Below are 26,031 nucleotides of genomic sequence, written 5' to 3'. Positions count from 1 at the left end.
GCCGCGCTCACGCGCGCCGCCGGCCGCACGCGAGCCGCAGCATGCCGCCGAGGAGCGCGAGCCACGGCGAAAGCGGGCCGCCCGACGGCGCGCCGCTCGCGGCGTGGCAGTCACAGCCGGGTCCGCCGCCGCCGAGCCCGCCGCTGCTGCCCCACGACGACGACGACGACGCCTCGACCGACGAGCTCACCGCGCTCGAGGCCGCCGCGCCGCCGCCCTCCCCCCCGGGGCAACCCTGGTTCGAGGCAGGCCCGGGCTCGGTCGGGCACTCGTCATGGACGTCCCGCACGAAGTCGTTGTCGTCGTCGGCGTCGCACGCGTCGCCCGCGCCGTCGCCGTCGGTGTCGACCTGATCGGCGTTCGCTAGAGCCTCGCAGTTGTCGCACGCGTCGCCCACGCCGTCGCCGTCGGTGTCGGCCTGGTCCGGATTCCTGACGACAGGGCAGTTGTCCATGCCGTCGAGCGCGCCGTCGCCGTCCGAGTCGGCGAAATCCCCGTCGCAGGCGTCGCCGGTCCCGTCGCCGTCCGAGTCCTCCTGGCCGGGATTCGCCACCTTGGGGCAGTTGTCCTCATCGTTGTTCACGCCGTCTCCGTCGTCGTCGGCGTCGCACGCGTCGCCGACGCCGTTGCCGTCCGAGTCCCGCTGATCGGCGTTCGGCGTCCGAGGGCAGTTGTCGTCGGCGTCGAGGACCGTGTCGTCGTCGTCGTCCGGGTCACAGGCGTCGCCAGCGCCGTCACCGTCGGTGTCGCGCTGGGTCGAGTTGGCGGTGGAAGGGCAGTTGTCCGCGCCATCCAGCACGCCGTCACCGTCGTCGTCCGGGTCGCAGGCGTCGCCCTCGCCGTCGCCGTCGAGATCCTCCTGACGCGGGTTCTCCGCATGGGGGCAGTTGTCCGCGCCATCCAGCACGCCGTCGCCGTCGAAATCGATCGCGCCGGGCGTCGGGACGGCGCACGCGGCCCAGGTCGACGACGTCGGCTCGCTGGTCTCGACCGCGCCGGTCACCCCGTTCCCCCCGCTCGCGGTCTGGGTGCCTTCGGTGAAGTCCTGCCGACAGCTCCCGTTCGCGGTCGACAGCGGCGCGTGCAGCGCGGCGTCGTCCGCCGCGTCGTCCAGGTAGGCGCTCGGCGCGGTCCCGGGGTCCGGCCCGTCGATCGATACACCCGTCTTGTCGACAGGCGTGTTCGGCCCCGTCACGCCATAAAAGACGTAATCGACGTCCTTCACGAGATCGCTCACGCCGTCCCAGTAAAAGAGGATCAGGCACTCATGATCGTTCGTCAGCCCGCGCGTCTCTCCCACCGATCCCTGGATCGGCAGCCTCATGTCGGGCACCGCGTCGGCCGACTTGCCCTCCGCGCCGCCGGCGCTCTGGATCTCGTAGGTGGGGGGCGCGCCCCAGCCGTTGAACGCCCTGCTCTCGTTGCACCCCGTGCGGTAGCACTCGGCGCCTGCGATCGACACGGTCTGGACCTCACCGGGGCCGATCTCGGCGCCATCCGGGAAGCGCACCAGGAAATCATTCGTGTTCGGGAGCGTCGGGGCCGGCGTGACGAGCTGGTAATAGAAGCGGTAGTCCGCGAGGTAGTAGTCCGACAGATCGACCGGCGCGCTGCCCGGGTTATAGATCTCGACGAACTCCGCGGCCGCCGGGTGGACGAGGAGCTCCGTCAGGAGGAGCTTCGCGGGGCTCGACGCCTGCGCGCGCATCCGGCCGTGGCGCGCGTCGAGCTCCAGCGTGACGACCTGCCCCGCCGCCGCGCTGAAGGCGCCGCTCGACGAGTCCCGCGGGGCGTAGCTCCAGCCGTTCGCCCCGAGCCTCGTGCTCCAGGGGCCCTGCGCCGCGAACTTGAAGGACGCGCCGGAGAGCGCCGTCCGGGCCACGAAGCGGTACGTATACACCCCATCGCCCGCGACGCGATCGCCGAGGTTGCCGTCGTCGCGCGCGACCGTGAGGGAAGAATACGGGTTCCAGTCGGTGTCGCCCACGGAGCTCTGCCAGTCTCCGACGGCGACCCACACCTGCGGTGCGCCGCCTTCGTCGAGCGAGGCGCTGCGCGAGTCCGAGGCCGACTCGGTCGCCGGCAAGAACCCTTGTGCGGTCAGGTCGCGCTTGTCGTAGTAGAAGGTGACATCGTAGGGCGGTGTCCCGCCGGCCAGCGTGAAACGCAGGCTCTCGCCGCTGGCCGCGCCGGCGCCGCCGTCCGCGAGATCGACGCCGTTTCGCGAGATCTTGTACTCGACGTCTCCCGGCGCCGCGAACGAGACCGCCGCCGTGAAGACGCCGTCCCCGGCCGCCCTGTCCGGGGCGATCCCGTCGTCGCGGAGCGGCGCGCCGCGGCGCGCATCCCACGATCCGAGCTCCGGCGTGGAGCCGGTCACCGTCGGCGAGGCGAGCGCCGCCCTGGGCAGGAGCGAGAGCAAAGCGAAGCTGATACCGACGAAGGAGCGGCGTCGTCGCACGGGGCCACCTCGGTGCCGGGGCGAAAGTTCCGGACCCGCGGAACCCTAGCGCAGGACGGACGAACAACGAAGTCACAAAGCAGGAACGATCCAGCGCGCGTGACGCGGCGTCACGCGCCATCCATCGGTGAGCGACGAATCCCGACCTTGACCGCGTCGAGCGGCGTAAAGGTGTCTCGATGTCGCGGCCCAGGCGCGCGGGTCGCTCCAGCGACCCGCGCGACCCGCGCGGCGCCGCGCCCTCAACGCGGGACAGCCGCTGTGGCCGGGCGAGGCGAGTCCTCGCGATGCGAGATGCTCGTGAGAACGCTCTTTACGCTCGTCTGACCGGCGGGGTCGCCCGTCGCGTCGAAGAGGGCGAGCGCCCTCGTGTAGTCGAGCGCCGCGCCGGCGGTGTCGCCCCGCTCGCAGCGCAGGTCGGCGCGCGCCTTGAGCGCGGCCGCCTGGCCGGCGCCGTCCCCGAGCGCCTCGAAGAGGCGGAGCGCATCCTCGTAGTCGCGCTCCGCGCCCGGGAGCGCGCCCCGCTCGCGGCGCAGGTCGCCGCGGGCCTTGAGCGCGGCGGCCTCGCCGCGCCGATCGCCGTTGTCCCGGTAGAGCAGGATCGCATTGCCGTAGTCGCGGGCCGCGAGCGCCGTCTGGCGCTCCCGCAGCCGCAGGTCGCCGCGGGCCTGCCACGTGCGCGCGTGGGTCTGCTCGCACCCGAGCGCCCGGAGGAGCTCGGCCTGCGGCAGGATCTCGCGCGCGGCGCGGGCGCTCGACCCGCGGCGCTCCTCGGCGCCGCCCGGCGGCGAGCGGAGCTGGCTGAGGACGCGCTCCTCCACGCCCTCGAGGATGTAGAGCGCCCGGTCGTAGTCGCGCGCCGCGCCCGCGAGATCCCCCTCGCGGAAGCACAGATCGCCGCGCACCTTCAGCACGTTGGCCTCGCCCGGGCGATCGCGGCAGGCCCTGAGGAGCGTGAGCGCGCAGCCGTAGTCGCTCGCCGCGCCCTGCGCGTCGTCCTGGTCGAGCCGGAGGTTGCCGCGGGCGAGCAGCCCCATCGCCTCTCCGGTCCGGTCGGACGCCGCCCTGAACACCGAGAGCGCCCGCTCCAGGTCGCGCGAGGCGGCCGCGAGGTCCCCCTGCCGCCGGCGCAGCTCGCCGTCGAGCAGGAGCACCGTCGCCTGGCCGCGCCCATCCCCGGCCGCCTCGAAGGCGGCGAGCGCCTCGCCGCAGTCGGACGCGGCGGCCTCGAGCGCGCCCTCGCGGAGGCGCAGGGCGCCGCGCGCGAGGAGCTCCTTCGCGCCGCGGAGGGCGTCGTCCTCGACCGGCGCGCTCCGCGCCGCGGCGCGCTGCGCGTTCGCGCGCACCGCCTTGCGGAGGACGTCGCGGTGGCCCGGGCGGCCGCGCTCGCGGGCGGCCGGCGTGGCCCGGAGCGTCCCGAAGGTGCCCCGCCGCTTGCTCGCGAGCTCGGCGCGCCGCGTCCCCTCGAGCGCCGCCAGCGCGCGCGCGCCGAGCTCGGGGAGCGCGTCGCCGGCGAGGCGCGCCGCCTCGTCGAGCAGCCGCTGCTGGACCTCGGTCGGGAGCCCGAGATCGAGCACCGTGCAGGCGTCGACGAGCGCCCGCGCCAGCACGTCGGCGCCGCGCGCGCCGTCCCGGAACGGGGCGATGTCGAGGGCCGCGAACACCTCGGCGGCGACGCGCCGGCGCATCGCCGCCTCGGGCCGCCCCTCGACCGCGGCCGTCCAGAAGAGGAGCGCCTGCATCGCGTCCGCCGCCCCGCGGTGCAGCGCGTCCCAGCGCTCCGCGTCGCCGGCCACTTCCTTGCAGGCCACGGCGCGCACGAGCGGCGTCACCCGATAGGTCTGCGTGGCCTGATCGAGCGACGCCAGCCGGCCGTGCACGAGCAGATGAAGCGGCCGAGCGGCCGAGGGCGCGGGCTTCCCCGCCGCCGCGGCGACCACCTCCAGCGGGACCCCCGCGGCCGGCAGCACGGCGAGCGCTTGCACCACGCCGCGCGCGTCCTCGCCGAGCGACTCCAGCGCGTCACCGAAGACCACGCCCAGGATCTCGTCCCCGGGCCCTCCAGGATCCAGGTGCGTCGCATTTTTCCGCAGATAGGCCTCGGCCGACATCCCCGTCCGCCGCAGCGTGGCGGCGGCGATCTCGATCGCAGCCGGCAGGTACCCGAGCGCGGCGACGAGCGCATACGCCCACTGGACCTCTGCTGCGGGCGGGGCGTCCGTCCCCCATGCACCCTGAGAGAGGGCGGACATCGCAGCGGATACCGAGAGCACCGAGACCCTGAGCTCAGCTGTCTTCCGATCTCCGGACGTGGAGCGGAACCTCAACATTTCGCCTCTATCATTCCCGAAGAGCTGGTTATCCGAGCAGGCGCCGCCGGGCTCTCGGCCCGTGCCGACACGCCTGCTGGCCCCCGTGAGCCTGGAGATTGCTGCGGTTTCGAAGAGCTTAGCGCGGCGCGGGACGGGCTCAACGACCTTCCAGGTTTTCGCATACGGCGGCCCGCGCTGCACGCGCTCCGCATCGCCACTTCGCACCGGCGCCGCGCGCGGGGTGGCACGCGTCCGGCATCGCCTCGCGGCTCATGGGGAAGCGCGCCCGACGACATGGAACGATGGAACCCTGCGATGGACGCTCGCGCGGCGCCGCCGAGGTGTCTGTCCTGTGGCCGGCTCGAAGAGACGAGAGCCGGCGCCGCTCCGCGGACTTCGCGGCGAGGCGAGCGGCGCGGGAGGAGAGCCGCGGACGGGAGATCCGGGTCGGCGATGAGGTCGTTTATGTGACCGAGACGGGCACCGGGGCGCCGGTCGTGCTTCTGCCCAGCATGCTGGTCGGCGCCGCGACCTACCGGCCCGCGGTGGACGCGCTCGCGCGGCGCGCCCGGGTGTTCGTCCTGGAGCTGCCGGGCTCGCGCCGCGGCTCGCGGCTGCGCGCGCCGTGGTTGCTGGAGCGGTACGCGCGTTGCGTCGACGACACGCTGCGAGCGTTGCGGCTCGATCGCGTCACGCTGATCGGTCACTCGCTCTCGGGCGCTGCGGCGCTGGTCACCGGCGCCCTGTACCCCGAGCGGTTATCCGGGCTCGTGCTCGCCGATTCCGTCGGAGTCAACCCGCCGCGCTCGGTCCTGTCGCTCGTGTGCGCGCGCGCGATCGACATGCTGCTCGAGCCTCGCTTCTCCGTGCGGACGGCGCCCGCTTTCCTCTACAACATGCTCGTCCACACGCGGAGCGTGCTGAGCCTCGTGCGGATCGCCGCGACGGTGGACCTGAGCGGCTACGCCGTGCGCGTGCGGGTGCCGACGCTGCTCGCGTGGGGCGCGCGCGATCTCACGGTGCCGCTCCGCGATGCGCTCGCCCTCCAGCGCCTGATCCCGGGCTCGATCCTCGTCGTCTCCGCGAAGGGGAGCCACGACTGGATCGTCGGGCGACCCGAGGAGTTCGCGGACGTGGTGGCGAGGTTCATGGCGCGCGGCGGCTGAGCGCGGAGGGGGCGTGGCCCGCCGGCGTGCGCGATCGTGGTCGCGGCGATCCGCGCCGCCCGCGCGGTGGCGGCGCGCCCTCGCCCTCCGTCTTCCGTCCCCCTCTTCGTGCGCGTGCGCGATTTCCCGGATTTAGCGCGCACGAAGCACGAGCACGAGAGATAAGAGATGAGAGACGAGAGATGAGAGATGAGAGACGAGAGACGAGAGACGAGAGATGAGAGACGAGAGATGAGAGACGAGATGATGCGGAGGTGTATCGCACTATCTATCTCTTGGTGTCCTTGACGCCCTGGCGCTCTTGCTCACCTCCTTCAGCGAGATCGAGTTCCTGGACCGGAAGGTCTTTCCCCTCGGCCTCGGGGCCGCCATGCGGTTCACGCTGCGCACGAGGACGGCCCATGGCCGGGACGGTACGCTCGACGGCGTCGATGTGTTCGAGCTGAACGAGCAGCGCAAGATCGCGAAGATCACGAGCGACCTCGACGCGCCCGGCGCCAGCGCCGCGGCGTCGGCGCCGCAGGCGGGCGCGCTCGAGGTGTACTGGGCCAGCGGCAGCCCGCCCGCCTGGCGGGTCCTGCTGCTGCTCGCGGTGAAGGGGTGCCTTACACGTCGAAGCTCCTCCAGCTCTCGAGAGAGGAGCACAAGGCGCCGGCGGCTCGCCGACGAGGAGCCGGCCGTGCGCGCGGCGGTCGCCATGCTGCACGAGGAGCTCGCGCGCCTCGAGGCGTCGCTCGCGCAGCGCGACCACCTCGCAGGCCCGCGCCTCTCGGCGGCCGACCTCACCGTCTACCCGTCGATCCAGCTCGCCATGCGCGCCGCGACCCGCCCCGCCGCCGCGCCGCTCGATCTCGCCGCCGCGCCGCTCGCCGCGCGCTACCCGAAGCTCGCGGCGTGGGGCGCGCGCATCGAGGCGCTGCCCGGCTACGACGCGACGTACCCGCCGCACTGGCGCGCGGCATGATCCGAAGCGCACGCGCCGCCTCGTCTCGTCGGGGGCGACGTGCGCTCGTGCGCGCAGGACGGCGGCGCGCTCACACGCGGCGCGCTCACATGGCGCGCGCGGCAGCGGCGCGGCGCGCGCGCCGCGCGGATCAGAGGGCGTCGAGCTCGGCCGCCGCCTGCACCGGGTGGGCGGCGTGGATCGTGGGCGCGCGCGGCGCGGCGAGGCTGCCTGCCGCGAGCAGCGGCAAGGGCGCGCGCGGCGGGGCGAGGCTCTCCGACTGGAGCTTCATGAGCTCCTCGCGCTGGTACTTCCACACGGTGCGGTAGCGGAAGAACGGCACCGCCGGGTAGAGGTGGTGGATCAGGTGATACGTCTGCCCGAAGAGCAGCACGTTGAAGAGCGCGCTGTCGATCGCGCGCGTCGCGCGATACCGGTTCTGCGCCGCCGTGATCTCGTGCGGGTAGTGAGGCAGGTAGTCGAAGGCGAACGCGAGGAAGAAGATCGCGAGCCGCGCCGGCACGATCCAGTAGAGCAGCGCGAGCTCGCCGTGGCCGAGCCCGAACGCCAGCGCCACGAGCGCGAACATCGCCGCGAGCGTCGCGATCGTCTCGATCCGCTCGCCGCGCTTCTGCGCGTGGTACGAGCGCAGAAACAGGTAGTAGTAGTGGAGATCCTGCGTCGCCCAGCGCAGCGGGAGCAGGTACCACGGGCCGCGCCCGCTCCAGTGGTCGGGATCCCGGTCCGCGTCGTTCGTGTGCTTGTGATGCTCGAGGTGGAAGTGACGCACCGCCAGGAACGGCGCCATGAGCAGCAGCCCGGACAGCCGTCCAACCACGCCGTTCAGCAGCGCGGAGCGCGCCAGCGACCGGTGCGCGGCCTCGTGCATCGGCGTGAACGCGGCGTACGCCGCGACCGCCGCCCCGAGCACCGCCGGCACCGTCGACACGAGGCCCGCGACGCCCGCGTAGACCGACGCCGCGAACAGGGCGTACGACCCCGCGAAGAGCGCCAGCGACGGCCACTCGATCGGCCGGGTCTGCAGCAGGCCGCTCGCCAGCGGGAGCACGCTCCAGACCGCCGGCCGCCCGGAAGGTCTCCCCGACGGCCTCCCTGACGGTCGCGCCGAGGGCCGTCCCGAGGGCCGGCTGGAGCGATGCTCGTCGTTGTTCATCGTGAAATTCCAGACCGCTGGCCGCCCCGATGGACGACTGAGTCGATTCTCGTCGTTGTTCATGGCGTTCAACACTCCCGGGGGAAGCTTCGGTTTTTCACTATGATGACAGCGGACGACGGACGCCGGATCAAGCGCAAGCGAACGTTCGACCACCCGGGACCGCGCTCCAGGGATCGCGCCGCGAGATCGTCAGCGGCCGGCGATCTCCAGAGCGAGGTCCTCCACGGCCACTCTCTCGAATGAACAGGGGAGCGCCGTGGGCGTTTCCGCTGCGAGAGAAGGCGGGAGTTGCTCGCAGACGAGCACGAATCCAATCTAGCAGCCTCGCAACAAGAGCACAACGAGACTTTCGGAGCGATGCGTTGGGCTTCTGGTTAGCTGGATTTCAGGAGCGGCCTCTTCTGCTTGGCCTGCACAGGGTTCACCGCGTCACGGCGTTCACAGCGTCATAGCGTCACAGCGTCACAGCGTCACAGCGGGCGCGGCCGTTGCAGCGGCCACGCGAGCGCGGCTCGGCGGCGTGTCTTGAGCCGGCCCGGAGGCGAGGCGCTGAGCTCGCCGACACCGTCGAAACAGTGCGGGCGCGCTTTTTCTTTCTTTTTCCTTCGCGTTCCTTCTAGACGCAGCCGTGCGTCGAACCGCCGCCGTGCCGCAGCATCGCGCTCACCTCGCTGGCACAACCCCACGCGAGCGTGTACCCCGCGCCACCATGGCCGTAATTGTGGATCACGCGGCCTTCGCGCTCGAGGCGCACGACGCTCCGGTACGGGCGCAGGCCTGCGCGCGCGCGGAGCAAGCGGCCTGGCCGAAGTCCGGCCGCCCGCACCCGCTGGAGCATTGCGTCAGTACGCTCGGGATCGGGCGTCAGCGAGCGGTCGTCAGGGGACGGAACGACGCAGCCGCCAATCACGATCTCGTGACGCCGCGGGATCACGTAGACGAGCGCGGATTCGTCCCTTTCATCACCCAATGCGACATCTAGGTGTATCTCGCCTGGCTCGACGATCGCTACCTGGCCGTAAAGGGCGAGGAGCTCGCCGTCGCCGGTGAGGGCGCGCGCCCCGAGCCCGGTGCAATTCACGACGACGTCGCCCTCGACCTCGGCGAGCGATCGCACGCGCTCGATGCGCAGCGGGCGGTGGAGCTGGGACTCCAGCCAGGGCAGGTGCAGCGCCGGCTCGATGCGGGGCGCCGTGAACCGCAAGCTGTGGGGCGCGCCCAGCGGGTGCGGCCCAGGCTCGATCGCGAGGTCCGGGACGCTCGGGGCCCACCAGGGCAGCTGCACGTCGTCCGACGCCTCGCGCGTGATCAGGAGATCCACGCCCGCCTCCGGGTGCTCCCTGGCGATGCGCGTGAGCTCATCGAGGGTCGCGCGCGACCACGCGTTCACGCGCTCGGGCGGGTTCGCCGCGAACGGGTGCCACAGCGCGGCCGCGACCGCGGACGTCGTGTGCTCGCCGCGCTCTGCCGCGATCACCTGCACGCGGTGGCCGTCGCGCTGGAGGACGACCGCCGTGGTCAATCCGATCACCCCTGCGCCCACGACGGTGACGTCCAGCCCCGGAGCTTGCCTCGCCGATGACTCCACGATCGCGCGCTCTAGCACGCTGAGCCCCTGCGTCGAGAGCGCGCGTCGCGCCCGTGGATCGAGGCCGATCGGCCGGCCGACCGACCGGGCGACCGATCGCGCGGCCGCCCCGGGCGAGGCGCGGCCGCGGCGGCCCGCGCCTCGCGCGCGCTGACGCCGCCGCGCGGGCGGTGCTACGCAGTCGCGGATCCGCAGCGCCGGATCGCCGCCGTCCTGCGGCCCGGCGCGCGACGCGAGGGACCATGTCGAGCCACCGCTTCAACGATCCGGAGATCGCCGCCGTGTACCGCGCCATCCACGAGCGGCGCGACATGCGCCACTTCCTGCCGGGGCCGGTGGACCCCGACGCGCTCGCCAGGCTGCTCGCGGCCGCGCACGCGGCGCCGAGCGTGGGCATGATGCAGCCCTGGCGCTTCGTGCGGATCACGGCGCCGGCGCTCCGGCGCGACATCCACGCGCTCGTCGAGGCGGAGCGCCTCGCCACGGCGCGCGCGCTCGGGGAGCGCGAGGACGAGTTCATGCGCCTCAAGGTCGAGGGCGTCCTTGAATGCGGCGAGCTGCTCGTCGCCGGCCTCATGGCGGGGCGCGAGGCGCACGTGTTCGGCCGCCGCACGCTGCCCGAGATGGATGTCGCGTCGGTGGCCGCGGCCATCCAGAACCTGTGGCTCGCCGCGCGCGCGGAGGGGCTCGGCGTGGGGTGGGTGTCGCTCTTCGAGCCGGACAGGCTGGCCGCGCTGCTCCGCATGCCGCCGGGCAGCAGGCCGCTCGCCATCCTCTGCGTCGGGCACGTGGAGGCGTTTTACGGCCGCCCCATGCTCGAGGCGTGCGGCTGGGCAGCGCGCCGGCCGCTCTCGGAGCTCGTCGCCGAGAACGTCTGGCCCGAGGAAGCCACCGCGTCCACGGGCCGACGCCCGTGAGCGCGCCGCGCTCGCGCCGGCGTGCGCGCCGCGCGAGGCGAGCGCGCCGCGGGCTTGGCGTGCGCGCCGCGCTCACGGGCGAGCGCGCCGCGGCCTCACGGGTCCCGCGCGCAGCGGGCGCCGATGTTGTTGACGCGGTCGAAGGGGTAGCTGAAGTCGCGGTTGCCCGCGCGCAGGTCCGACGCCGGCGCGCGGTAGCTCCCGCCGCGCGTGACCCGCGTCGCGTCGCGCTCGCCGTCCACGCGATGCACGCAGTCGATGCACGGCGTGAGGAGCGCGTCGCGCCACCAGTCCATCGTCCACTCCCACAGGTTGCCGGCCAGATCCGAGTGCCCCCATCGCCCGTCTCCGCTCGGCTTCGACCCCACCGGCAGGATGTCGCTCAGCGCGCAGTCTCCCGCGGCGCTCCCATCGCCGATGCAAGCATAGGCGGCGCGCTCGCTGTCGAGATCGGCGCCCCACGGGTACGGCCGGTGCTCGTCGCCGCCGGCCGCCGCGTAGTTCCACTCCGCCTCGGTGGGCAGGCGGCCGCCGTCCCACGCGCAGAACGCGAAGGCCTCGAACCACGTGATGCAGTTGATCGGGAGCTCCTCGTTCGGCCCCGGCGCGTCGGTCCATGTCCAGAGGCGATCACCATTGCATTGCAGCGCCGATTTCAGCGCCGCGGTGTTCGGCTCGAGCCGCCGGTTCCACCCCGCGATCCATCCGCTGCCGTCGACGTGAGGGTTCCGGCCAGCCCCGATCGCGGGCGGGTTCTCCTGCACGCCCCGCCCGGCCTCCACGAAGGCTCGAAATCGACCCACGGTGATCTCGAACTTGTCCAGCCGGAAATCGCTGACGGCCGCAGGGAACGAGTCGTCCGTGCTCGATACGCCGTCGTAGCTCCTCAGGTACGTGCCGCAGGGGACCAGCCTGTTGCCGCAGCAGCTCGCGCCGCCGGGCCCGCAGCCGTCCCCGGCGCCGGGCGCGCCGCTCGCGCAGCTCGGCGGCCTGGCCATCACGTCCGGCGAGCCGCACGTGTTCGGGCAACCCGGGTCCCCGCACTCGCCGCATCCATCGTCGCCCTCGCACGGCACGCAGACCCCGGCGGGGTCGCACTCCGCGCCGCCGTCCGGCCCGCAGGGCGTCCCCGCCGGCCGCGGCCGCTCCGCGCACGCGCCCTCGCTGCACACCGCTTCCATGCACGCCCCCTGCGCCGGCGGGCAATCCTCCGCCGGATCGACGCAGGCCCCCGGCGCGCCGCCGGCGCCGCTGCTGCTGGCGCTGGCGCTGCTGCTGCCGGCGCCATTGCCGCTGCCGCCACCGCCGTCTCCAGGCTCGCCTCCGGAGCCCCCGCCGCCGTGTGCGTCGGGGAAATCGCGGACCCGCGCGTTGCAACCCGACACGAGAGAGATGGACACGAGGAGCGCCAATTGTCTCATGTACGCCATGATACGCCACGGCGTGCGCCACGTCGTCGCGTCGAGCGCGGGGAGGATCGACCCGGGCGCCGCGGGCCGTCCCTCCGGCGAGCCCGGGCGCTCTCTGTCGGCCGGGGCGGCCGCCGTGATGGCGGCGACGCTCTCGTCGCCGCGCCGCGCGCGCCGTGACCTCGACAGGCGGGGCGGCGACTCGATGGCTCCGGGATTGGCTACTTGCGCTGCCCGTCGCCGCCTTCGCGCCGCCCGGGCTCGATCTGGCCGACATCGCGGACAGCGCCATGGGCGGCGCTCGTGGCCATGAGCGCGTAGGCCCGCAGGGCAGGGGAGACCTTGCGATCGCGGTTCGGCTTGAATGCATCGGCGCCCCGCGCCTCGGCGGCGCGGCGGCGGCGCTCGAGCTCCGCGTCGCTGACGAGGACGTCGATGGTCCGGGCGGGGATGTCGATCCGGACGCGGTCGCCCTCCTCGATGAGCCCGATGTTCCCGCCCTCGGCCGCCTCGGGCGAGACGTGCCCGATGCTCAGGCCCGACGTGCCGCCGCTGAACCGGCCGTCGGTGATGAGGGCGCACGCCTTGCCGAGGCCCTTCCCCTTCAGGAACGACGTCGGATAGAGCATCTCCTGCATGCCCGGGCCGCCCTTCGGCCCCTCGTAGACGATGACGACCACGTCGCCCGAGCGGACCTGGTTGTTCCAGATCGCGTCGCACGCCGCCTCCTGCGAGTGGAACACCCGCGCGGGCCCCTCGAACTTCCAGATCTCGGGATCGACGCCCGCGGTCTTCACGATGCAGCCGTCCGCCGCGATGTTGCCGTAGAGCACGGCGAGGCCGCCCTCGCGGCTGTACGCGTGAGCGACGTCGCGGATACAGCCCTTCTCGGCGTCGTCGTCGGTGTCGGCGAAGTACTTGTCCTGCGAGAAGGCGACCGTGGTCGGGACGCCGCCCGGCGCGGCGAGCGCGCGCTTCTTCGCGGCCGCCGTCGCGGTGGGGCGGCGGAGGTCGTTCTCGTCGATCGCCTCGCCCAGCGTGCCCGCGTGGACCGTGCCCACCTGCCGGTGGATGAGCCCCGCGCGATCGAGCTCCCCGACGATCGTCAGCACGCCGCCCGCGCGGTGCACGTCCTCGACGTGGTGGTGCGACGACGGCGCGACCTTGCAGATGTTCGGCACCTTGCGCGACATCCGGTCGATGTCCGACATCTTGAAGTCCACCTGCGCCTCGCGGGCGACCGCCAGGAGGTGGAGCACCGTGTTCGTCGAGCCGCCCATCGCGATGTCGAGCGCCATCGCGTTCTCGAACGCCTCGAACGTCGCGATGCTCCGCGGCAGCACCGACGCGTCCCCGTCGACGTAGTACCGCTTCGCGAGCTCGACGACGCGCTTCGAGGCCGCCTCGAAGAGCCCCCAGCGCGCCGCGTGCGTCGCGAGCAGCGTGCCGTTGCCGGGCAGCGCCAGCCCGAGCGCCTCGTTGAGGCAGTTCATGCTGTTCGCCGTGAACATGCCGGAGCACGAGCCGCACGTCGGGCACGCGGACCGCTCCATCGCGGCGAGATCCGCGTCGGTCACCTTGTCGTCGCTCGCGGCGATCATCGGATCGATGAGGTCGAGCTTGCGGATGAGCGGCTTGCCGTCGCGGTCGTGCGTCCCGACGAGCTTGCCCGCCTCCATCGGACCGCCGGAGACGAAGACGGTCGGCACGTTGAGGCGCATCGCCGCGAGCAGCATGCCGGGCGTGATCTTGTCGCAGTTCGAGATGCAGAGCAGCGCGTCGGCGCAGTGCGCGTTGACCATGTACTCGACGCTGTCGGCGATGAGCTCCCGGCTCGGCAGCGAGTACAGCATGCCGGCGTGGCCCATCGCGATGCCGTCGTCGATGGCGATGGTGTTGAACTCGACGCCCCACCCGCCCGCGGCGTCGATGACCTTCTTCGCCCGCTGCCCCACGTCGTGGAGGTGGACGTGCCCCGGGACGAACTGCGTGAAGCTGTTGGCAATGGCGATGATCGGCTTCTCGAAGTCCGCGTCCTTCATGCCGGTGGCGCGCCACAGCGCGCGCGCCCCTGCCATGTTGCGTCCCTGGGTGGATGTACGACTGCGGTATCCGGCCATGCCCGGAACCTACTCCGTTCCAGCCGTGGCGCCTAGCCGACAGGCGGGGCCGGCGTCATCGGCGAGCTCCGCGTCGGAAATTCGCCGCGGCCGGGGCGCCGCCGCCGGTGGACGAGGCGCCCGCCCGGGCGCGGGGCCGCTCCGGCGCGGGCTCCTCGGCCGGGCTCGCGGACGGCAGCGCGAGCGCGAGCGCCGCCGCGAGGGAGGGCGCGGCGCGCCTCATCGGCCGCCTCGTGCCGCCGGCGCGGCGGCGTGGAGATCGACGAACGGCAGCGCGCCGAACGGGGCGTTGCGCGACTCGGCCGCCAGCAGGAAGCGGTACTGGCCGGGCTCGGGGGGCGTGAACGTCACCGAGAAGGCGCCGTCCGCTTCGGCGCGGGGCAGCGCGATCTCGCGGAAGCCGACCGGGAATCGGAAGATCATGACCTTCATCTCCTTGGCTTCGACGGGAGGCGCGGGCGCCTTCGGCGTCGCGCGGAAGCGCAGCGTCGCGGGCCTCGAGACCTCGAGATCGACGCTGCCGTCGAAGAGCGGCTCGATGGCGAGCCCGGGCGAGCGGTCCTCGGCGGGGGCGGCCGACGGCGCGACCGTCGCCTCGAGGCACGCGGCGACGCGGCGGCCGCCGAGCAGGAGCTCGACGTCGTACGCGCCCTCGTCGCCGAGCCGGACCGTGGCGGCGTACACGCCGGGCTCCACCTCCCTGAGCGACCGATCCTCGATGAGCGCCGCCCGGGGCTCTCGTCCGTAGTTCGAGAGGGTGCCCATCGGCGCCATCAGGCCCTCGACGTAGTAGTAAAGGCCCTTGTCGGCCGGGCTCGCGATGATGGCGCCGTTACCCTCGGGCAGGACGGCGAACGGCGCGGCGCTCCGGGCGCCCTTCGCCGTCCGGGGGGCCTGCTGGCCCACCGCCACCTCGACGACCACCGGCTTGCCGGGCCGCTCCAGGGAGGGCAGCTCGATGAGCGAGACCCGGTTCTCGCCGAGGCTCCTCACGTAGGCGTACGTCTTCGTGAAGGTGATCGCGTCGGGGCCCGCGAACCCGGCGAGCGTGTGCGCGAGCGCGCCCGTCGAGGCGTCGAGGATCGACACCTCGCCCTTCGCGGGGTTCAGCGCGAAGGCGAAGCGGCCGCTCGGCGCGAACTGGACCGCGCTGACGCCGGGCTTCACCGCGACGCGGCTGGAGATGGCGCGGCGCCCGGCGTCGAGGATCGCGATCTCTCCCCGCGGCTCGTTCGCGACGTAGACGGCGCCCGCGGCGTCGCTCGCCGCGACGGCGGCGGCGCCATCGCCGATCTCGATCGCGGCGACGGGCTCGAGCGCGCCGGTGTCCACGGCCGTGACGACGCGGGCGTCGCGGCTCGTGATCCACGCGGTGCGCCCGCCGTCGGAGAAGGCGATCTCGTGATGCCCGGCGCCGACGTGCAGCGTCTTCAGCACCTCCGCCGCGCGCGCGTCGACGACGCTGACCGTCCCGTCGCCGTCGTTGCCGACCCACACGGTGCGCCCGTCCGGCGCCACCGCGACGCGCGTCGGGGCCGCGCCGACGGGCACGTTGGCCGCCACCAGGCTGCGCCTCGTGTCGACGACGGCGAGGCCTCGCCCGTTCTGGAGCGTCACGTAGAGGCGGCTCCCGTCCGGGTGGAGCGCGAACGACGTGGAGCCGGCCGCGAGCGTGACGAGGCTGCGCAGCTTGCTCCGGGTGAAGGCGAGCTGCGGGTTGATGACCGACAGCGTGTTGTCGTCGTTCTGCGTCCACAGGAGATAGGCGTTCATGTCCACGTCCGGGCGCACGGCGATGAGCCCGCCCATGAAGCTCTTGATCTTCTCCTGGCACCCGGCGTCGTCGGGCGGCGCCGCCGCGCGCCTGGTCATCCAGGCGAGCGGCGACAGGTCGCGCGCGGGCGCGCCGGTCGCAGCGTCGGTGATCGTGAAGACGGCCGTCGCGTCGGAGCGCGCCTCCGGGAGCGCTGAAGCGCCGGGGAGCGGCCGGAGCTCGAAGGCGATCGACAGCCCATCTCGCTCGATCCGGCTCGCGGCCGGGCCAGGCTCGCCCTCGGCGCGGCCCTGCGCGGGCGCCGGGACCGGAGACGGGGGAGGCGGCTCCCGCCGGCCGCAGGCCAGCGCCACGACGGCGCCGAGGACGCCTGTGGCCAGCGAGAGCCGGCGCGCGGCGATCGAGGGCCTCACGGCACCACCCGGAAGATGCCCCAGAGGCCGTCCGAGACCTTGAAGCTCGGCTGATCGAGGTAGAGCCGGTCGCCGGGGACGAAGAACCTCCCGCCGGCCGCGGAGAACGGGACCACGTTGCGGTGGGTCATGGGGGCGATGGCGTTCTCGACGCCGATGTTCAGCACGTCCCTGTTCTCGCCGATGCGGCGGGAGCGCTCCCCCTCGGCGAACGGGTTGTGCGGCCACGCCGCGCCCCAGAGCCCGAAGGCGTGCATGCGCCGGTGGCCGGACGGCTGCACGATGCGCACGCGCACCTTCTGCGTCGCGCCGGCCGTGAAGATCGGCGTCGCCGGGTCGCCGTGGAGGCGGGAGCTGAAGATGTCGCTCAGGTCCTTCTCGTTGAGCAGCACCCTCGCGAGCTCGGGCTTGATCCCGAGCCGCGCCCAGAACGGCTCGGTGCGGTAGTTGAAGGCCTCGTGGCCCGTGTCCTCCGCGTCGTCCTCGCCGTCGTAGTTCCGGAGGGCGGTGCCGCAGTTGAGAGCGGGATCGAGGCACTGGAACCTCGGATCGTCCGAGTGCAGGCCGACCTCGTCCTGATAGACGACCACGAACTCCCGGAACGAGCGCGTGTATCCGTAGTAATCCTTGAACGTGACCTCCGCCTGCGCGTGCGTGCCCCGATCGGCGCGCCAGGTGGCGCCCTTGGGCTCGATGACGAGGGCGCCGACCGCGCCGTGCATGCCGTGGTTCACGACGTCGGCCATGTCCCTCAGGTTGATGGCGCCGTACTCGACGGCCCTCGGCTCGACCGGGCCCCACCTGCCGTCCTTCTGGGAGAGCTCGCCAGCGTACCACGTGTACTCGCGGGACTCGTCGGGCGCGACGGTCTGGTCCTCGTTGAGCCCGACGTTGGCCCCGTCGTCGGTCCTGACGTCGTAGGCGACGAGCTGCGGGTGCAGCGAGACGTGGTTGGACGGCCTGACCTGGTTCGTGTTGAACCCGTCGACGATCGGCGGGCTATAGTTCCAGTGCGGCGTCTTGGGCAGGTCGAAGGGAAGGTCGTTGACGAGGGTGACCTGGATGCAGTCGCCGGCGGCGGCGCGCAGGATGAGCGGCTCCGGGGCGCGGCGCCCGGCGCGGAGATCGGGCAGATCCTCGGCGCGGACGAACAGGATGGCGTCGGGGTCGTAGAGCTTGAACCTCTCGTTGTAGACGAGGCGATTGCGCGGCAGATTGCCCTTCGCGGTGATCGCGTGGACGACATACCTCGTCACCGGCGCGCCCGCCGGGCAGGTCGGGAAGCGGCGCATCCCGCGGGGCTCGCCGTCCGGCGGGCCGGGCAGCGGCAGCAAGGCCGTATCGGTCCGCGGCCGCACCCTCATGATCCCCCACATGCCGTCCCAGAGGTCGTCGGTCGGCGCGCTCTGGTAGAGGTAGTCGCCGGGCTCGCGATCGCCCCGCGCAGAGGCCGAGGGCGCCATGCCGAACTCGAAGTGCTCGGAGAGGCCGATGGGCTGGCCGTTCGAGTAGCCGCTGTCCGGGTCGTGGAGCTCGTTGAGCCACCGCTGCCCGTGCATCGTGAAGACGTGCTGTTCCTCCTGCGCGCCCTGGAGGAGGCGCACCCGGACGTGGTCGCCCTCGTGGGCCGAGAGCAGCGGCGTGAACGGGTCGGGGTGGACCCGGGAGCTGAACACGTTGTGCATCTCCCCCTCCTCGCCCGGCTTCTGCTCGACGCGGCCGGTTCTACAGTCGCGCCGGGCGATGCGCAGCGGGATCGGCTCGTTGCGATAGTTGATGAGCCCACCGCCCGGGTCGGCCGCCGAGATCGCCTCCGGCGCGAGCACGTCGCGGTGCTCGACCGCGAGCGGGAGCGGGGCCTCCTGCACGGTCGGCGGGTTCACCGGCTCGCCGCACTCGTCGAAGAGGAGGGCGAAGTCGGCGAAGGCGAGGTTGAACTCGCGGAAGGGCGGCTGCGCGGAGCCGCGCGGCGGGAGGATGTCGGCGCGGAAGCTCGTGGGCCCGCCGTCGGCGCGCGAGCCGAACACGACCCCGGTCTCCGGGTCGCGCCAGACCGAGCCGCTCGGCTCGATGACGAGGCCCATGTAGAGGCCGTGCTGCTGGTGGGAGGAGGGGCTGAAATGGTCGTGCGAGAACGAGGTGTTGAGGGTGATGTCCTCGGCGCGCCGGTTCTGGACGGGGTTGGCCCACCAGCGCTGCACCGTGGTCTGCAGGCCGTACCGGTCGTCGTGGATGCGCGGGTGTCGCCGCGCGGTCAGCCGGACGCGACGGCCGCGCTCGTCGACCGAGCCGTCCGCCTTCAGGGCGCCGCCGACGTTGTTGGCCGCGTCGATGCGCTGCACGACGTCCCGTGGCGCGAACGTGCCGTCCTCGTAGTTGAAGCCGTTCGTCGACCCATCCGAGGAGGTGACGTCGAACTTCACGAGGTGGATGTGCTGGCCGACGATGTCGGTGGGCGTGAAGATCTGGAAAGGATCCTCTTCCAGGGAGTCGGGGAGCAGGTTCGTCGCCTCGGAGACGACGCACTCGTTCGAGTTGGCGCGGATGAACAGCGGCTCCGGCGGCCGGGCGCCCGACAGGGTCGCATCGATGTCGCCCTCGAGGACGAGGATGCGCATCTGCGGGTCGTGCCAGCCGCGCCGGTTGACCACGCCGTCGAGCTGGACGAACGCGCTGCGGTACCTGCGCTCCGGCGCCCCGTCTGGGCAGGGGTTCGCGTACGGCGCGCCCGCGGCCGGCGGCTGGCCGTTGACGACGAACCGCGCGGGCTCACCCTCGGGCGTGAACGCCGGGTACGCCTTCGCGGGGAAGCCGTCCGTGGTCGTGATGGGCGTCGCTCCCGGGAACTGGCCGGAATGGAACGCCTGCGCCGCCAGCTCCGCGGGCGTCCCCTCGTTCGGCAGGAGCTTGATGTTGGCTCTCTCGATCTCCACGTCGAACCTGCCGCGCCTGCCGAGCTCGGCGCCGCCCGGGGGCACGCTGGTGACGACGTGCCGCGGGAGCCCGCCGTCGACCGCGAGATCGAGCGGCGGCTGAGGCGCCCTGTGGCCTTCCAGGGCAGCGATGTAGAACGGATATCCCGGCATCGACGGCCGCACCTTCTTGCCGCCGCCGGGCAGCTCCACGACGGTGGGCTCGTAGGTCGGCATGGGCGGCATCGCGATCCCGGGGACGGGCACGACGGCGGGCGTGGGCGTCCCGCTCTCGATCTCGCCGTCGGGCAGGGAGCGATCGCGCGTGCCGGCCTCGAAGACGTCGTGGTTGCGGAAGAGTCCCCACATGCCCTGCGCGAAGTGGGGATACAGGTGGCAGTGGAAGATCGCGTCTCCGGGCGTCAGGACGCGGTTGCCGCCCCTGCCGATGTTGTAGGTGAAGGCCGCGCCCGGGCCGATGGATTGCGCGTCCAGGACGCTCCCGTTCTCGTCGCTCGGCGTCTTCAGCCACTGGTGCGCGTGGAGGTGGAAGATGTGCGTCTCCTTCGGTCCAGCGTGCAGGTTCCTGAACCAGACGGGGTCGCCGAGGTACGCGTGGTGGACGTTCGAGGGGTCGGCGGGGAACAGCGCCTTCGTCGCCTTTCCCCGCCTGTCCCGCTCGACGATCATCGCGGGATCGCCGTTGGCCCAGGAGCTCAGGAAGAACTCCTCGTACTTGCACTCCATGCATTCCTTGCTGGGACCGAGCCTCGCCCGGTTGGCGAGGAGGATGGAGCCGAACCCGGAGGCGCCGTAGTTGACCCCGAACCCATCGCGCACGCCGTGGAAGGTCTCGTCGTCCTCGAGCTCGTCGAACGCCTGGACGGCCTTGAGCTCGTCGTGGAACAGCACCGTGAGCTCGCGGAACCGCCCAGGGGCGACGGGGACCCGGCTGTCGAGCTGGCTTTGCTCGTAACCGGCGATGATCGCGTTGAGATCGCCGTGCACGATCTCGTCGCGATCGTTGATCATCCTGAGGATCGGCTCGCCGCGCTCGTCCAGCGCGTCATAGTCGATCCTGGGCGTCCCGTCGGGGTTCCGCGTGGGCAGCGAGGCGGCGGCGAGCTCCTCGGCCGTGACCTGCGATCGGTACGCGACCGCCCCGGCGGGCTCGACGGTGACCGCGCCGAACAGCCCGAGCACGGTCTGTCCGCCGTCCCCCTCGCCGCCGGCCATGGCGCCGGCGCTGTGCATCAGGAACGTCCCCTCCTTGTCGGCGAAGAGCTCGTAGACGCGCGTCTCGCCTGGCTCTGCGAGCGAGTCGGGCCCCAGGCCAACGTTGCCGCCGAGCGCCTCGATGTTCCTGATCTCGAGCCCGGTGACGTGCACCGAGGCGCTCCTCGTCGCCGTCGAGTCGTCAGGGCGTTTGTCCGCCGGCCGGAGGAGGTTCGTGAACCGGATGCGGAGCGCGTCCCCGACGTTCACGCGCAGCACGAGCGGCCTCGGCCGCTTGCCCGGCCGCAGCATGGCGTTGCCCGGGCCGAGCGGCTTGCGCCGCTCGATCGGCACGACGTCCCGCTCGAGCGCGTAGATCATGCCGGCGGGGTTGAACGCCCCGAACCGGTTGTACACGTAGACCTGATCGAACGCGACGACGTCGGCGACTACGGTCCTGCCGCTCGTCGGATGATCGTTCAGCTCCGATGCTGCGAACTCATGACTTTCTTCCTCGGGCGCCGCGCCGTCCGGGGCTCCACAGCCCGCGACGCCGAGCGCCACCGCGGCCCACCCGATAGCTCCGAGCAGCCTATTCCTGATCAAGGTTGTCCTCTCCTCGGTATGCGCGCAGGCGCGCGCCTCGCACGGCGCGTCGACCGCGCCCCGTGCGTCTCCACTGCGCCGGATCGCCGCCGTCCGCCGTGGACTGGCCGCGATCAGGATGGCACTCCGGGTGAGCGAGTCTGTGACTTTGTGAGATCGCCGTCAATTAGAATTGCTCGCGTCCGGCCGGCGCAGTCGACGCGCGTGGATTACGAGCTTTACAGGGATCGTGTCGTCGGCGCGGCCCGGGGGGAGCCGACGGCGCTGGAAGACCGATGCGCGGTGGAACGGCGTCGCGCCCTCTCTGCGCCTCGATCGAGTCGCCCGCGTCGGGGTGGGTGAGGGGGTGTCAGGGACGTTGGGCCGCGTGGGCGCGCCCGTCGGTAACGTACCGGCCCCGCCGCGGCGCGAGGAGCCTCGCTGGCGGGGTGTTCAGCCTTGCGGCTTGGACCACCGGTCCACGGCGACCATCGCGGCGCCGAGCCCGTCGATGTACGTGCCGTGCCGGAACGTCGCGCGCTTGAGCGCCGTCACCAGCGTGCTCAGGAGCTGGCGCGCTTCGTCTCGCTCGCGCCGCAGGTCCTGGACCTCATCCCGCGACGGCCGGCTCACGGCCGCCGCTTGCCCGGCGTCCTTCGTGCCTGTCTGCTGTGCTCTCTCGGACATGGGTCTCATCCTCCCCTATCAAGGTAGCGCCGCCGCGACCTGGCCATCAATCTCCCGTGCAGGGTTTTGACCCGGTGTTCGTATCCCGGCCCACGCCGCCTCCGGAGCGCGCGACGAGGGTGACGAGGCCGCGCGCGATCTCGCGATGGAGGACGCGGAATCCGGCCGCTTCGAGCCTGTCGCAGACCCAATCGGGGGAGAGCCGCAGCTTGCGATAAAAGCTCGCCGATAGCCTCCACCGTCCGTCCTCGCGGCCGCGCGTGTGGACGAGATCGTGCACCTTGACGGTCTCCGGTTCGTATTCGAGGAAACAGGTCATGATCACGTCCGCCGAGTCGTGCACGGGGATGAACCGGTCGACGCCCTCGAGCTCTCGGGTGAGGTCGCGGAACGTGAGCACGAGCTGGCCGCCGGGCGCGAGGCGCCGACCGCAGGCGGCGAACATCCGCTCTACGTCCCCCTTGCTGCCCAGGTGCGGGAGCGTGTCACCCATGCACACGGCGAGCGCGCAGGGGGGGCCCGGGCGGCCCAGCGCGTCGAGGAGATCGCCTCGCACGAGGTCGACGGGGAGCTGCCCGCGGCGCGAGGCGAGCTCGGCGAGGAGCGTGTCCGAGGTGTCCACCGCCGTCACCCGGAACCCGAGCTGCGCCAGCGCGAGGGACTGGAAGCCCGAGCCGCACCCGAGGTCGATGGCCTCCGGAGCGCCCTCGGGGCGGACGCCGAGGCGCTCGAAGAGCGCTCGCTGCTCGGCGACCTTGGCGTCGTAATCCCCGAACATCCTGGAGTAGTGCTCGGCGAGGAGCTTGTCGTAGTGATCGGCGACGGTGGGCATGGGCTCTCTTCCTCCGCGGCCATCCTACAGCCGCGCGGCCGTCCGCCGCACACCGCCGCACGCGCGGAACCTACGCGACCACGCGACCACGCGACCCACGCGAAAGCGTACATGGACGCACGAGGGCGCACCAGAATCGCTTGTTCTGGAAAATTTCTGTTCTGCTTTGACGAAGGCGTGATATCTTGATTGAAACGCGACTTTTACTCCGACATCGATGTTCGCGTCGGCGATGTTGGAAGGCAACGGGGATGTCCCGGGGGCGATGTTGACGAGGGAGAGGTCGCGGTGTTGTGCGCAGCTGGTGTCGTCGGACGGGTCAGAATGAGATGCGGCGAGCTTGGACCGAGCACGCCGGTCGCTCGCGCGGGCCTCTCGCTCCTCGAGAGCGCGCCTCGCGCGAAGCGCGCTGACCTACCCGTGGGCGGAGCCAGCCAGGCGAGCCGGAGAGCCCAGGAGAGCGGTCGAGCCGGGTAACCAGGCAGCCAGAAGAGCCGAACGGCGGGCGAGCCAGAACGACAGGCGAGCCGCAGGAGCAGGTGACAGGTGAGCTCGGGCGAGCCGCGAGGCGCTGTTGCGCGCGCCGCTCCTCCAGGGCCGGCCAGCCTCGCCGAGCAACCCGCGCCGGGATCCAATCCGGAGAATCCGGCGGTGCGGTGACGCGGCGGTGCGGTGACTGCGGCGACTGCGGCGACTGAGGTGAAGCGGGATGACGCGACCGCGCCGTGAATGAAGCCGAAAGCTGAAAAAAAAGAGTTGCGGAGAGTGGCAGTCTCGGGCAGGATGAAAAGTTTTGTTACTGGGGTGTTTGCGGCCTCGCCGGGTGGATGCGGGCCGCGGGGTCTCATTGAAGCGAAGGAGCGGAGTGCATGAAGACGTTGGTTGTTAGGCTCTCCAGGTGCTCGCGATCCCTCGTCGTGGCGGGTGCGGCCGCGCTCCTCTCTGCCACGCCGGTCACGGCCTCGGCGGAGCACCCGGGGGCGACGCGGCCAGCCGCGCCCGGGGGCGCGGCGGCGGCCCCGGGCGCGGAGAGCGCGCCTGCGGCAGAGCCCGCTGCCCCGCCCGGTGCGGGCGAGTGGGACAGCTACTCCGTGGAGGTCTACGGTATGCTGGTCTCCCGCGCCGGGAAGGTCGCGACGCTCCTGCCGCTCGTCGCCACCAGCGCGACGCCGGTCGCCGCGGGGACCAAGGCGGTGCTCTTCCGCAGGATCGGGGATCCCAAGGGCGCGAGTCCCACGAAATGGGTCGAGATCGCCAGGGTGACCATGAAGAAGATCGAGGCCACCGGCAACATGCAGCTCAGCATCGACTCGGAGCCGCAGGCGCCGGCCGAGGAGAAAGGCAAGGCGCCGGGCCACTTCGTGAAGGGCGCGCGGCTCAAGCTCGCGATCCAGTAGCCCCGACACCGCCTCTGCTGAGCACGCCGCCCGCGTGAGCTGCGCCGCGCAGGGGCCGCCGCAGCCGCCGCGCGCCGTCGCGGCGCGGCGGGGGGGGCGGCGCGCCGCCGAGCGCCGCCCGCGCAGGCCGCGCGCGGCGCGGTGAGGCCGCCCTCCGGATCTCGCCGTCCCCGCACGACATTTTGAAACGCCGCGCCTCATCGTTGATAGAGTCGCCTTGCGGAGACGAGCGACGACGATGAACGCCCTTCGATCCTGGCTCTCGCAACTGAATCGCCCCGAGGTGACCGAGTTCGCCGTGGCCACGGGGCGCATGCCCAGCGTCAAGATCTCGGGCGCCTTCCAGGCCGTCGATCCCGGCGCCCTCACCACCGAGGACATCCTCATGCTCCTCAGCGCGCTCGGCGGCGGCCGCTACGTCGAGGCGCTCGGCGCGAAGCCGTCGCAGTGGCACATCCGCATCGAGGGCATCGGCGCCATCTCGGTCGTCGCCGCCCGCCAGGGCGACCTCGTGCACGCCCGCATGACGCGGATGCAGCCGTCGTCCGCCGCCGCCGCGCCCGGGGCCACCGCCGCGCCCGGGGCCGCCGCCGCGCCCGGGGCCGCCGCGGCCGCGCCGCCGGCCCGTCCCTCGCAGCAGTTCTCCATGCGGGAGCACCTCGCGCCCGAGGAGGCGCAGCGCCCGCCGCCGCGCGACCCGGACGCGAAGCGCCCGAGCTCCTCCGAGCTCGCGTTCGACCTCCGCGGCGCGCCGCCGCCGCCCGCCGAGCCCCGCGCCGGCCGCCCCTCGACGCCGCGCTTCGATCCGCGCGGCGAGGACGCGCCCCCCGAGCCCCGCGCCGGCCGCGCGTCCGCGCCGCCGGCCGAGCCCCGCGCCGCCGCCCGGCCGGCCGCGGCGGGCCCGCGCGCGCGGCCCTCGTCCGCCGACGTCCCGGCGGGCGCCCTCGACGGGCTGCTCGCCATGGCGCGCGATCAGGGCGCGAGCGATCTCCACCTCGTCGCCGGCCGGCCGCCGCTCCTGCGGATCGCGGGCGAGCTCGTGCCGCACGGCGATCCGCTCGACCCGGCGGCGGTCGAGTCGCTCCTGCTCCCGCGCGTCCCCGCGCGCCTCTCGCCGGTCCTCGCGGCCGAGGGCTCGTGCGACTTCGCCCTGGAGCTCGGCGCGCTCGGCCGCTTCCGGGTGAACATCGCGCGCCACCGCCGGGGCTACAAGGGCTGCTTCCGCCTGATCGCGCGCAGCATCCCCACCCTCGCGTCGCTCGGCCTGCCCGACGCGATCGGGCTCGCCACCCGCCACCATCAGGGCCTCATCGTGATCACCGGGCCGACGGGGCACGGCAAGACCACGACGCTGACCGCGATCGTCGACATCCTCAACCGCGAGACCAGCCACCACATCATCACGGTCGAGGATCCGGTCGAGTTCGTCCACGCGCGCGGCAAGGCGATGATCAGCCAGCGCGAGGTCGGCACGCACACCCGCTCGTTCGAGAACGCCCTCAAGGCCTCGCTGCGCGAGGATCCCGACGTCATCGTCGTCGGCGAGCTCCGGGACACGGCGACGGTGCGCATGGCGCTGGCGGCGAGCGAGACGGGCCACCTCGTGCTCGGCACGATGAACACCCCGAGCGCGGCGAAGACCATCGATCGGCTGATCGACCTCTTCCCGCCCGGCGATCAGCAGCAGGTCCGCGTCACCCTCGCGGGCGGCCTCCGGCTCATCGTCAGCCAGCGGCTCCTGCCGAGCGCGGACGGCAAGCGCATGGTGGCCGCCGCCGAGGTCCTGCCCGGCTCGGTCGCGCTGTGGAACCTCATCCGCGACTCGAAGACGTTCCAGATCCCGAGCCTCCAGCAGCGGGGGAAGGGCCTCGGGATCATCCGCCTCGACGACTCGCTGGCCGAGCTCGTCCGCGCCGGCAAGACGACGCTCGAGGCCGCGCTCACGGTGGCCGAGGCGCCGGACGAGCTCGAGGCGGTCCTCACCGGCAAGCGGCAGCCCGCGCTCGCGCCGGACAGGAAGCCGCCCGCCCCGCCGCCCGAGGCGTCGCGGCCCGGCGCCCCGGAGGCGGGCAAGGGCCTGTTCGAGCGCGCGGGCGCGCTCTTCGGGAAGAAGGGAGGTTAGC

The 26,031-nt window shown here is 72.7% G+C and carries 15 protein-coding genes; 5 read left to right on the top strand and 10 right to left on the bottom strand.

What is annotated here, in order from left to right; genetic code table 11:
- Positions 1–7 precede the first annotated feature (7 nt).
- Both WMF20_RS31930 and WMF20_RS31925 read right to left on the bottom strand, forming a co-directional pair.
- Complete coding sequence (locus tag WMF20_RS31930; protein ID WP_437605643.1) at positions 8–2,461, bottom strand: thrombospondin type 3 repeat-containing protein; 2,454 nt, start codon at positions 2,459–2,461, stop codon at positions 8–10.
- Between the two features lie 242 nt (positions 2,462–2,703).
- Positions 2,704–4,713 carry a hypothetical protein gene (locus WMF20_RS31925; RefSeq protein ID WP_437605642.1) on the bottom strand — a complete coding sequence of 670 codons (2,010 nt, stop codon included), beginning with the start codon at positions 4,711–4,713 and terminating at the stop codon, positions 2,704–2,706.
- A gap of 527 nt (positions 4,714–5,240) precedes the next feature.
- Between WMF20_RS31925 and WMF20_RS31920 the strand changes: the two genes are divergently transcribed.
- Complete coding sequence (locus WMF20_RS31920) at positions 5,241–5,939, top strand: alpha/beta fold hydrolase (RefSeq protein WP_437605641.1); 699 nt, start codon at positions 5,241–5,243, stop codon at positions 5,937–5,939.
- A 301-nt stretch (positions 5,940–6,240) separates the two neighbouring features.
- On the top strand, positions 6,241–6,903 hold the full coding sequence (locus tag WMF20_RS31915; RefSeq protein ID WP_437605640.1) for a glutathione S-transferase family protein: 663 nt from the start codon (positions 6,241–6,243) through the stop codon (positions 6,901–6,903).
- Between the two features lie 130 nt (positions 6,904–7,033).
- Here WMF20_RS31915 and WMF20_RS31910 read toward each other — a convergent pair whose 3' ends face one another.
- Both WMF20_RS31910 and WMF20_RS31905 read right to left on the bottom strand, forming a co-directional pair.
- Positions 7,034–7,951, bottom strand: a complete 918-nt coding sequence (locus tag WMF20_RS31910; protein ID WP_129577928.1) for a fatty acid desaturase — start codon at positions 7,949–7,951, stop codon at positions 7,034–7,036.
- 724 nt (positions 7,952–8,675) lie between these two features.
- A complete protein-coding gene (locus tag WMF20_RS31905; protein ID WP_437605639.1) occupies positions 8,676–9,665 on the bottom strand; it encodes an FAD-dependent oxidoreductase in 990 nt (329 codons plus the stop codon).
- A 224-nt stretch (positions 9,666–9,889) separates the two neighbouring features.
- Here WMF20_RS31905 and bluB point away from each other — a divergent pair, with 224 nt between their 5' ends.
- Entirely contained in the window at positions 9,890–10,564 is a 675-nt protein-coding gene (gene bluB / locus WMF20_RS31900; protein WP_437605638.1) for a 5,6-dimethylbenzimidazole synthase, read from the top strand.
- A gap of 95 nt (positions 10,565–10,659) precedes the next feature.
- On the opposite strand, the gene WMF20_RS31895 is transcribed toward bluB, so the two are convergent.
- From WMF20_RS31895 to WMF20_RS31870, 6 genes are all read right to left on the bottom strand, one after another.
- Positions 10,660–11,985 carry a formylglycine-generating enzyme family protein gene (locus WMF20_RS31895; RefSeq protein WP_437605637.1) on the bottom strand — a complete coding sequence of 442 codons (1,326 nt, stop codon included), beginning with the start codon at positions 11,983–11,985 and terminating at the stop codon, positions 10,660–10,662.
- Between the two features lie 209 nt (positions 11,986–12,194).
- The gene (gene ilvD / locus WMF20_RS31890; RefSeq protein ID WP_437605636.1) at positions 12,195–14,093 is read right to left on the bottom strand and encodes a dihydroxy-acid dehydratase; all 1,899 of its coding nucleotides are present in this window, start codon (positions 14,091–14,093) and stop codon (positions 12,195–12,197) included.
- A gap of 219 nt (positions 14,094–14,312) precedes the next feature.
- A complete protein-coding gene (locus WMF20_RS31885) occupies positions 14,313–16,280 on the bottom strand; it encodes a YncE family protein (protein ID WP_437605635.1) in 1,968 nt (655 codons plus the stop codon).
- A complete protein-coding gene (locus WMF20_RS31880) occupies positions 16,277–21,013 on the bottom strand; it encodes a copper oxidase (RefSeq protein WP_437605634.1) in 4,737 nt (1,578 codons plus the stop codon). The genes WMF20_RS31885 and WMF20_RS31880 overlap by 4 nt, the downstream gene beginning before the upstream one ends.
- 432 nt (positions 21,014–21,445) lie before the next feature.
- Positions 21,446–21,679 (bottom strand): hypothetical protein, encoded by a 234-nt coding sequence (locus WMF20_RS31875; RefSeq protein WP_061623714.1) that lies wholly within the window; start codon positions 21,677–21,679, stop codon positions 21,446–21,448.
- 46 nt (positions 21,680–21,725) lie between these two features.
- Positions 21,726–22,511 (bottom strand): class I SAM-dependent methyltransferase, encoded by a 786-nt coding sequence (locus WMF20_RS31870; protein ID WP_437605633.1) that lies wholly within the window; start codon positions 22,509–22,511, stop codon positions 21,726–21,728.
- A gap of 869 nt (positions 22,512–23,380) precedes the next feature.
- Between WMF20_RS31870 and WMF20_RS31865 the strand changes: the two genes are divergently transcribed.
- Positions 23,381–23,908 carry a hypothetical protein gene (locus WMF20_RS31865; protein WP_437605632.1) on the top strand — a complete coding sequence of 176 codons (528 nt, stop codon included), beginning with the start codon at positions 23,381–23,383 and terminating at the stop codon, positions 23,906–23,908.
- A 238-nt stretch (positions 23,909–24,146) separates the two neighbouring features.
- The gene (locus WMF20_RS31860; RefSeq protein ID WP_437605631.1) at positions 24,147–26,030 is read left to right on the top strand and encodes a type IV pilus twitching motility protein PilT; all 1,884 of its coding nucleotides are present in this window, start codon (positions 24,147–24,149) and stop codon (positions 26,028–26,030) included.
- Position 26,031: the final 1 nt, after the last annotated feature.

This window comes from Sorangium sp. So ce834, assembly GCF_051521425.1.
Taxonomy (GTDB): domain Bacteria; phylum Myxococcota_A; class Polyangia; order Polyangiales; family Polyangiaceae; genus Sorangium; species Sorangium cellulosum_D.
Note: the sequence above shows the minus strand (reverse complement) of the source record. Positions and strands in the feature narration are given on the sequence as shown.

Excerpts from the sequence above, each read along its gene's own strand:
- WMF20_RS31925 (WP_437605642.1), bottom strand. The coding sequence starts at position 4,713 with ATGTCCGCCCTCTCTCAGGGTGCATGGGGGACGGACGCCCCGCCCGCA.
- bluB (WP_437605638.1), top strand. The coding sequence starts at position 9,890 with ATGTCGAGCCACCGCTTCAACGATCCGGAGATCGCCGCCGTGTACCGC.
- WMF20_RS31895 (WP_437605637.1), bottom strand. The coding sequence starts at position 11,985 with ATGAGACAATTGGCGCTCCTCGTGTCCATCTCTCTCGTGTCGGGTTGC.
- ilvD (WP_437605636.1), bottom strand. The coding sequence starts at position 14,093 with ATGGCCGGATACCGCAGTCGTACATCCACCCAGGGACGCAACATGGCA.
- WMF20_RS31875 (WP_061623714.1), bottom strand. The coding sequence starts at position 21,679 with ATGTCCGAGAGAGCACAGCAGACAGGCACGAAGGACGCCGGGCAAGCG.
- WMF20_RS31870 (WP_437605633.1), bottom strand. The coding sequence starts at position 22,511 with ATGCCCACCGTCGCCGATCACTACGACAAGCTCCTCGCCGAGCACTAC.
- WMF20_RS31865 (WP_437605632.1), top strand. The coding sequence starts at position 23,381 with ATGAAGACGTTGGTTGTTAGGCTCTCCAGGTGCTCGCGATCCCTCGTC.
- WMF20_RS31860 (WP_437605631.1), top strand. The coding sequence starts at position 24,147 with ATGAACGCCCTTCGATCCTGGCTCTCGCAACTGAATCGCCCCGAGGTG.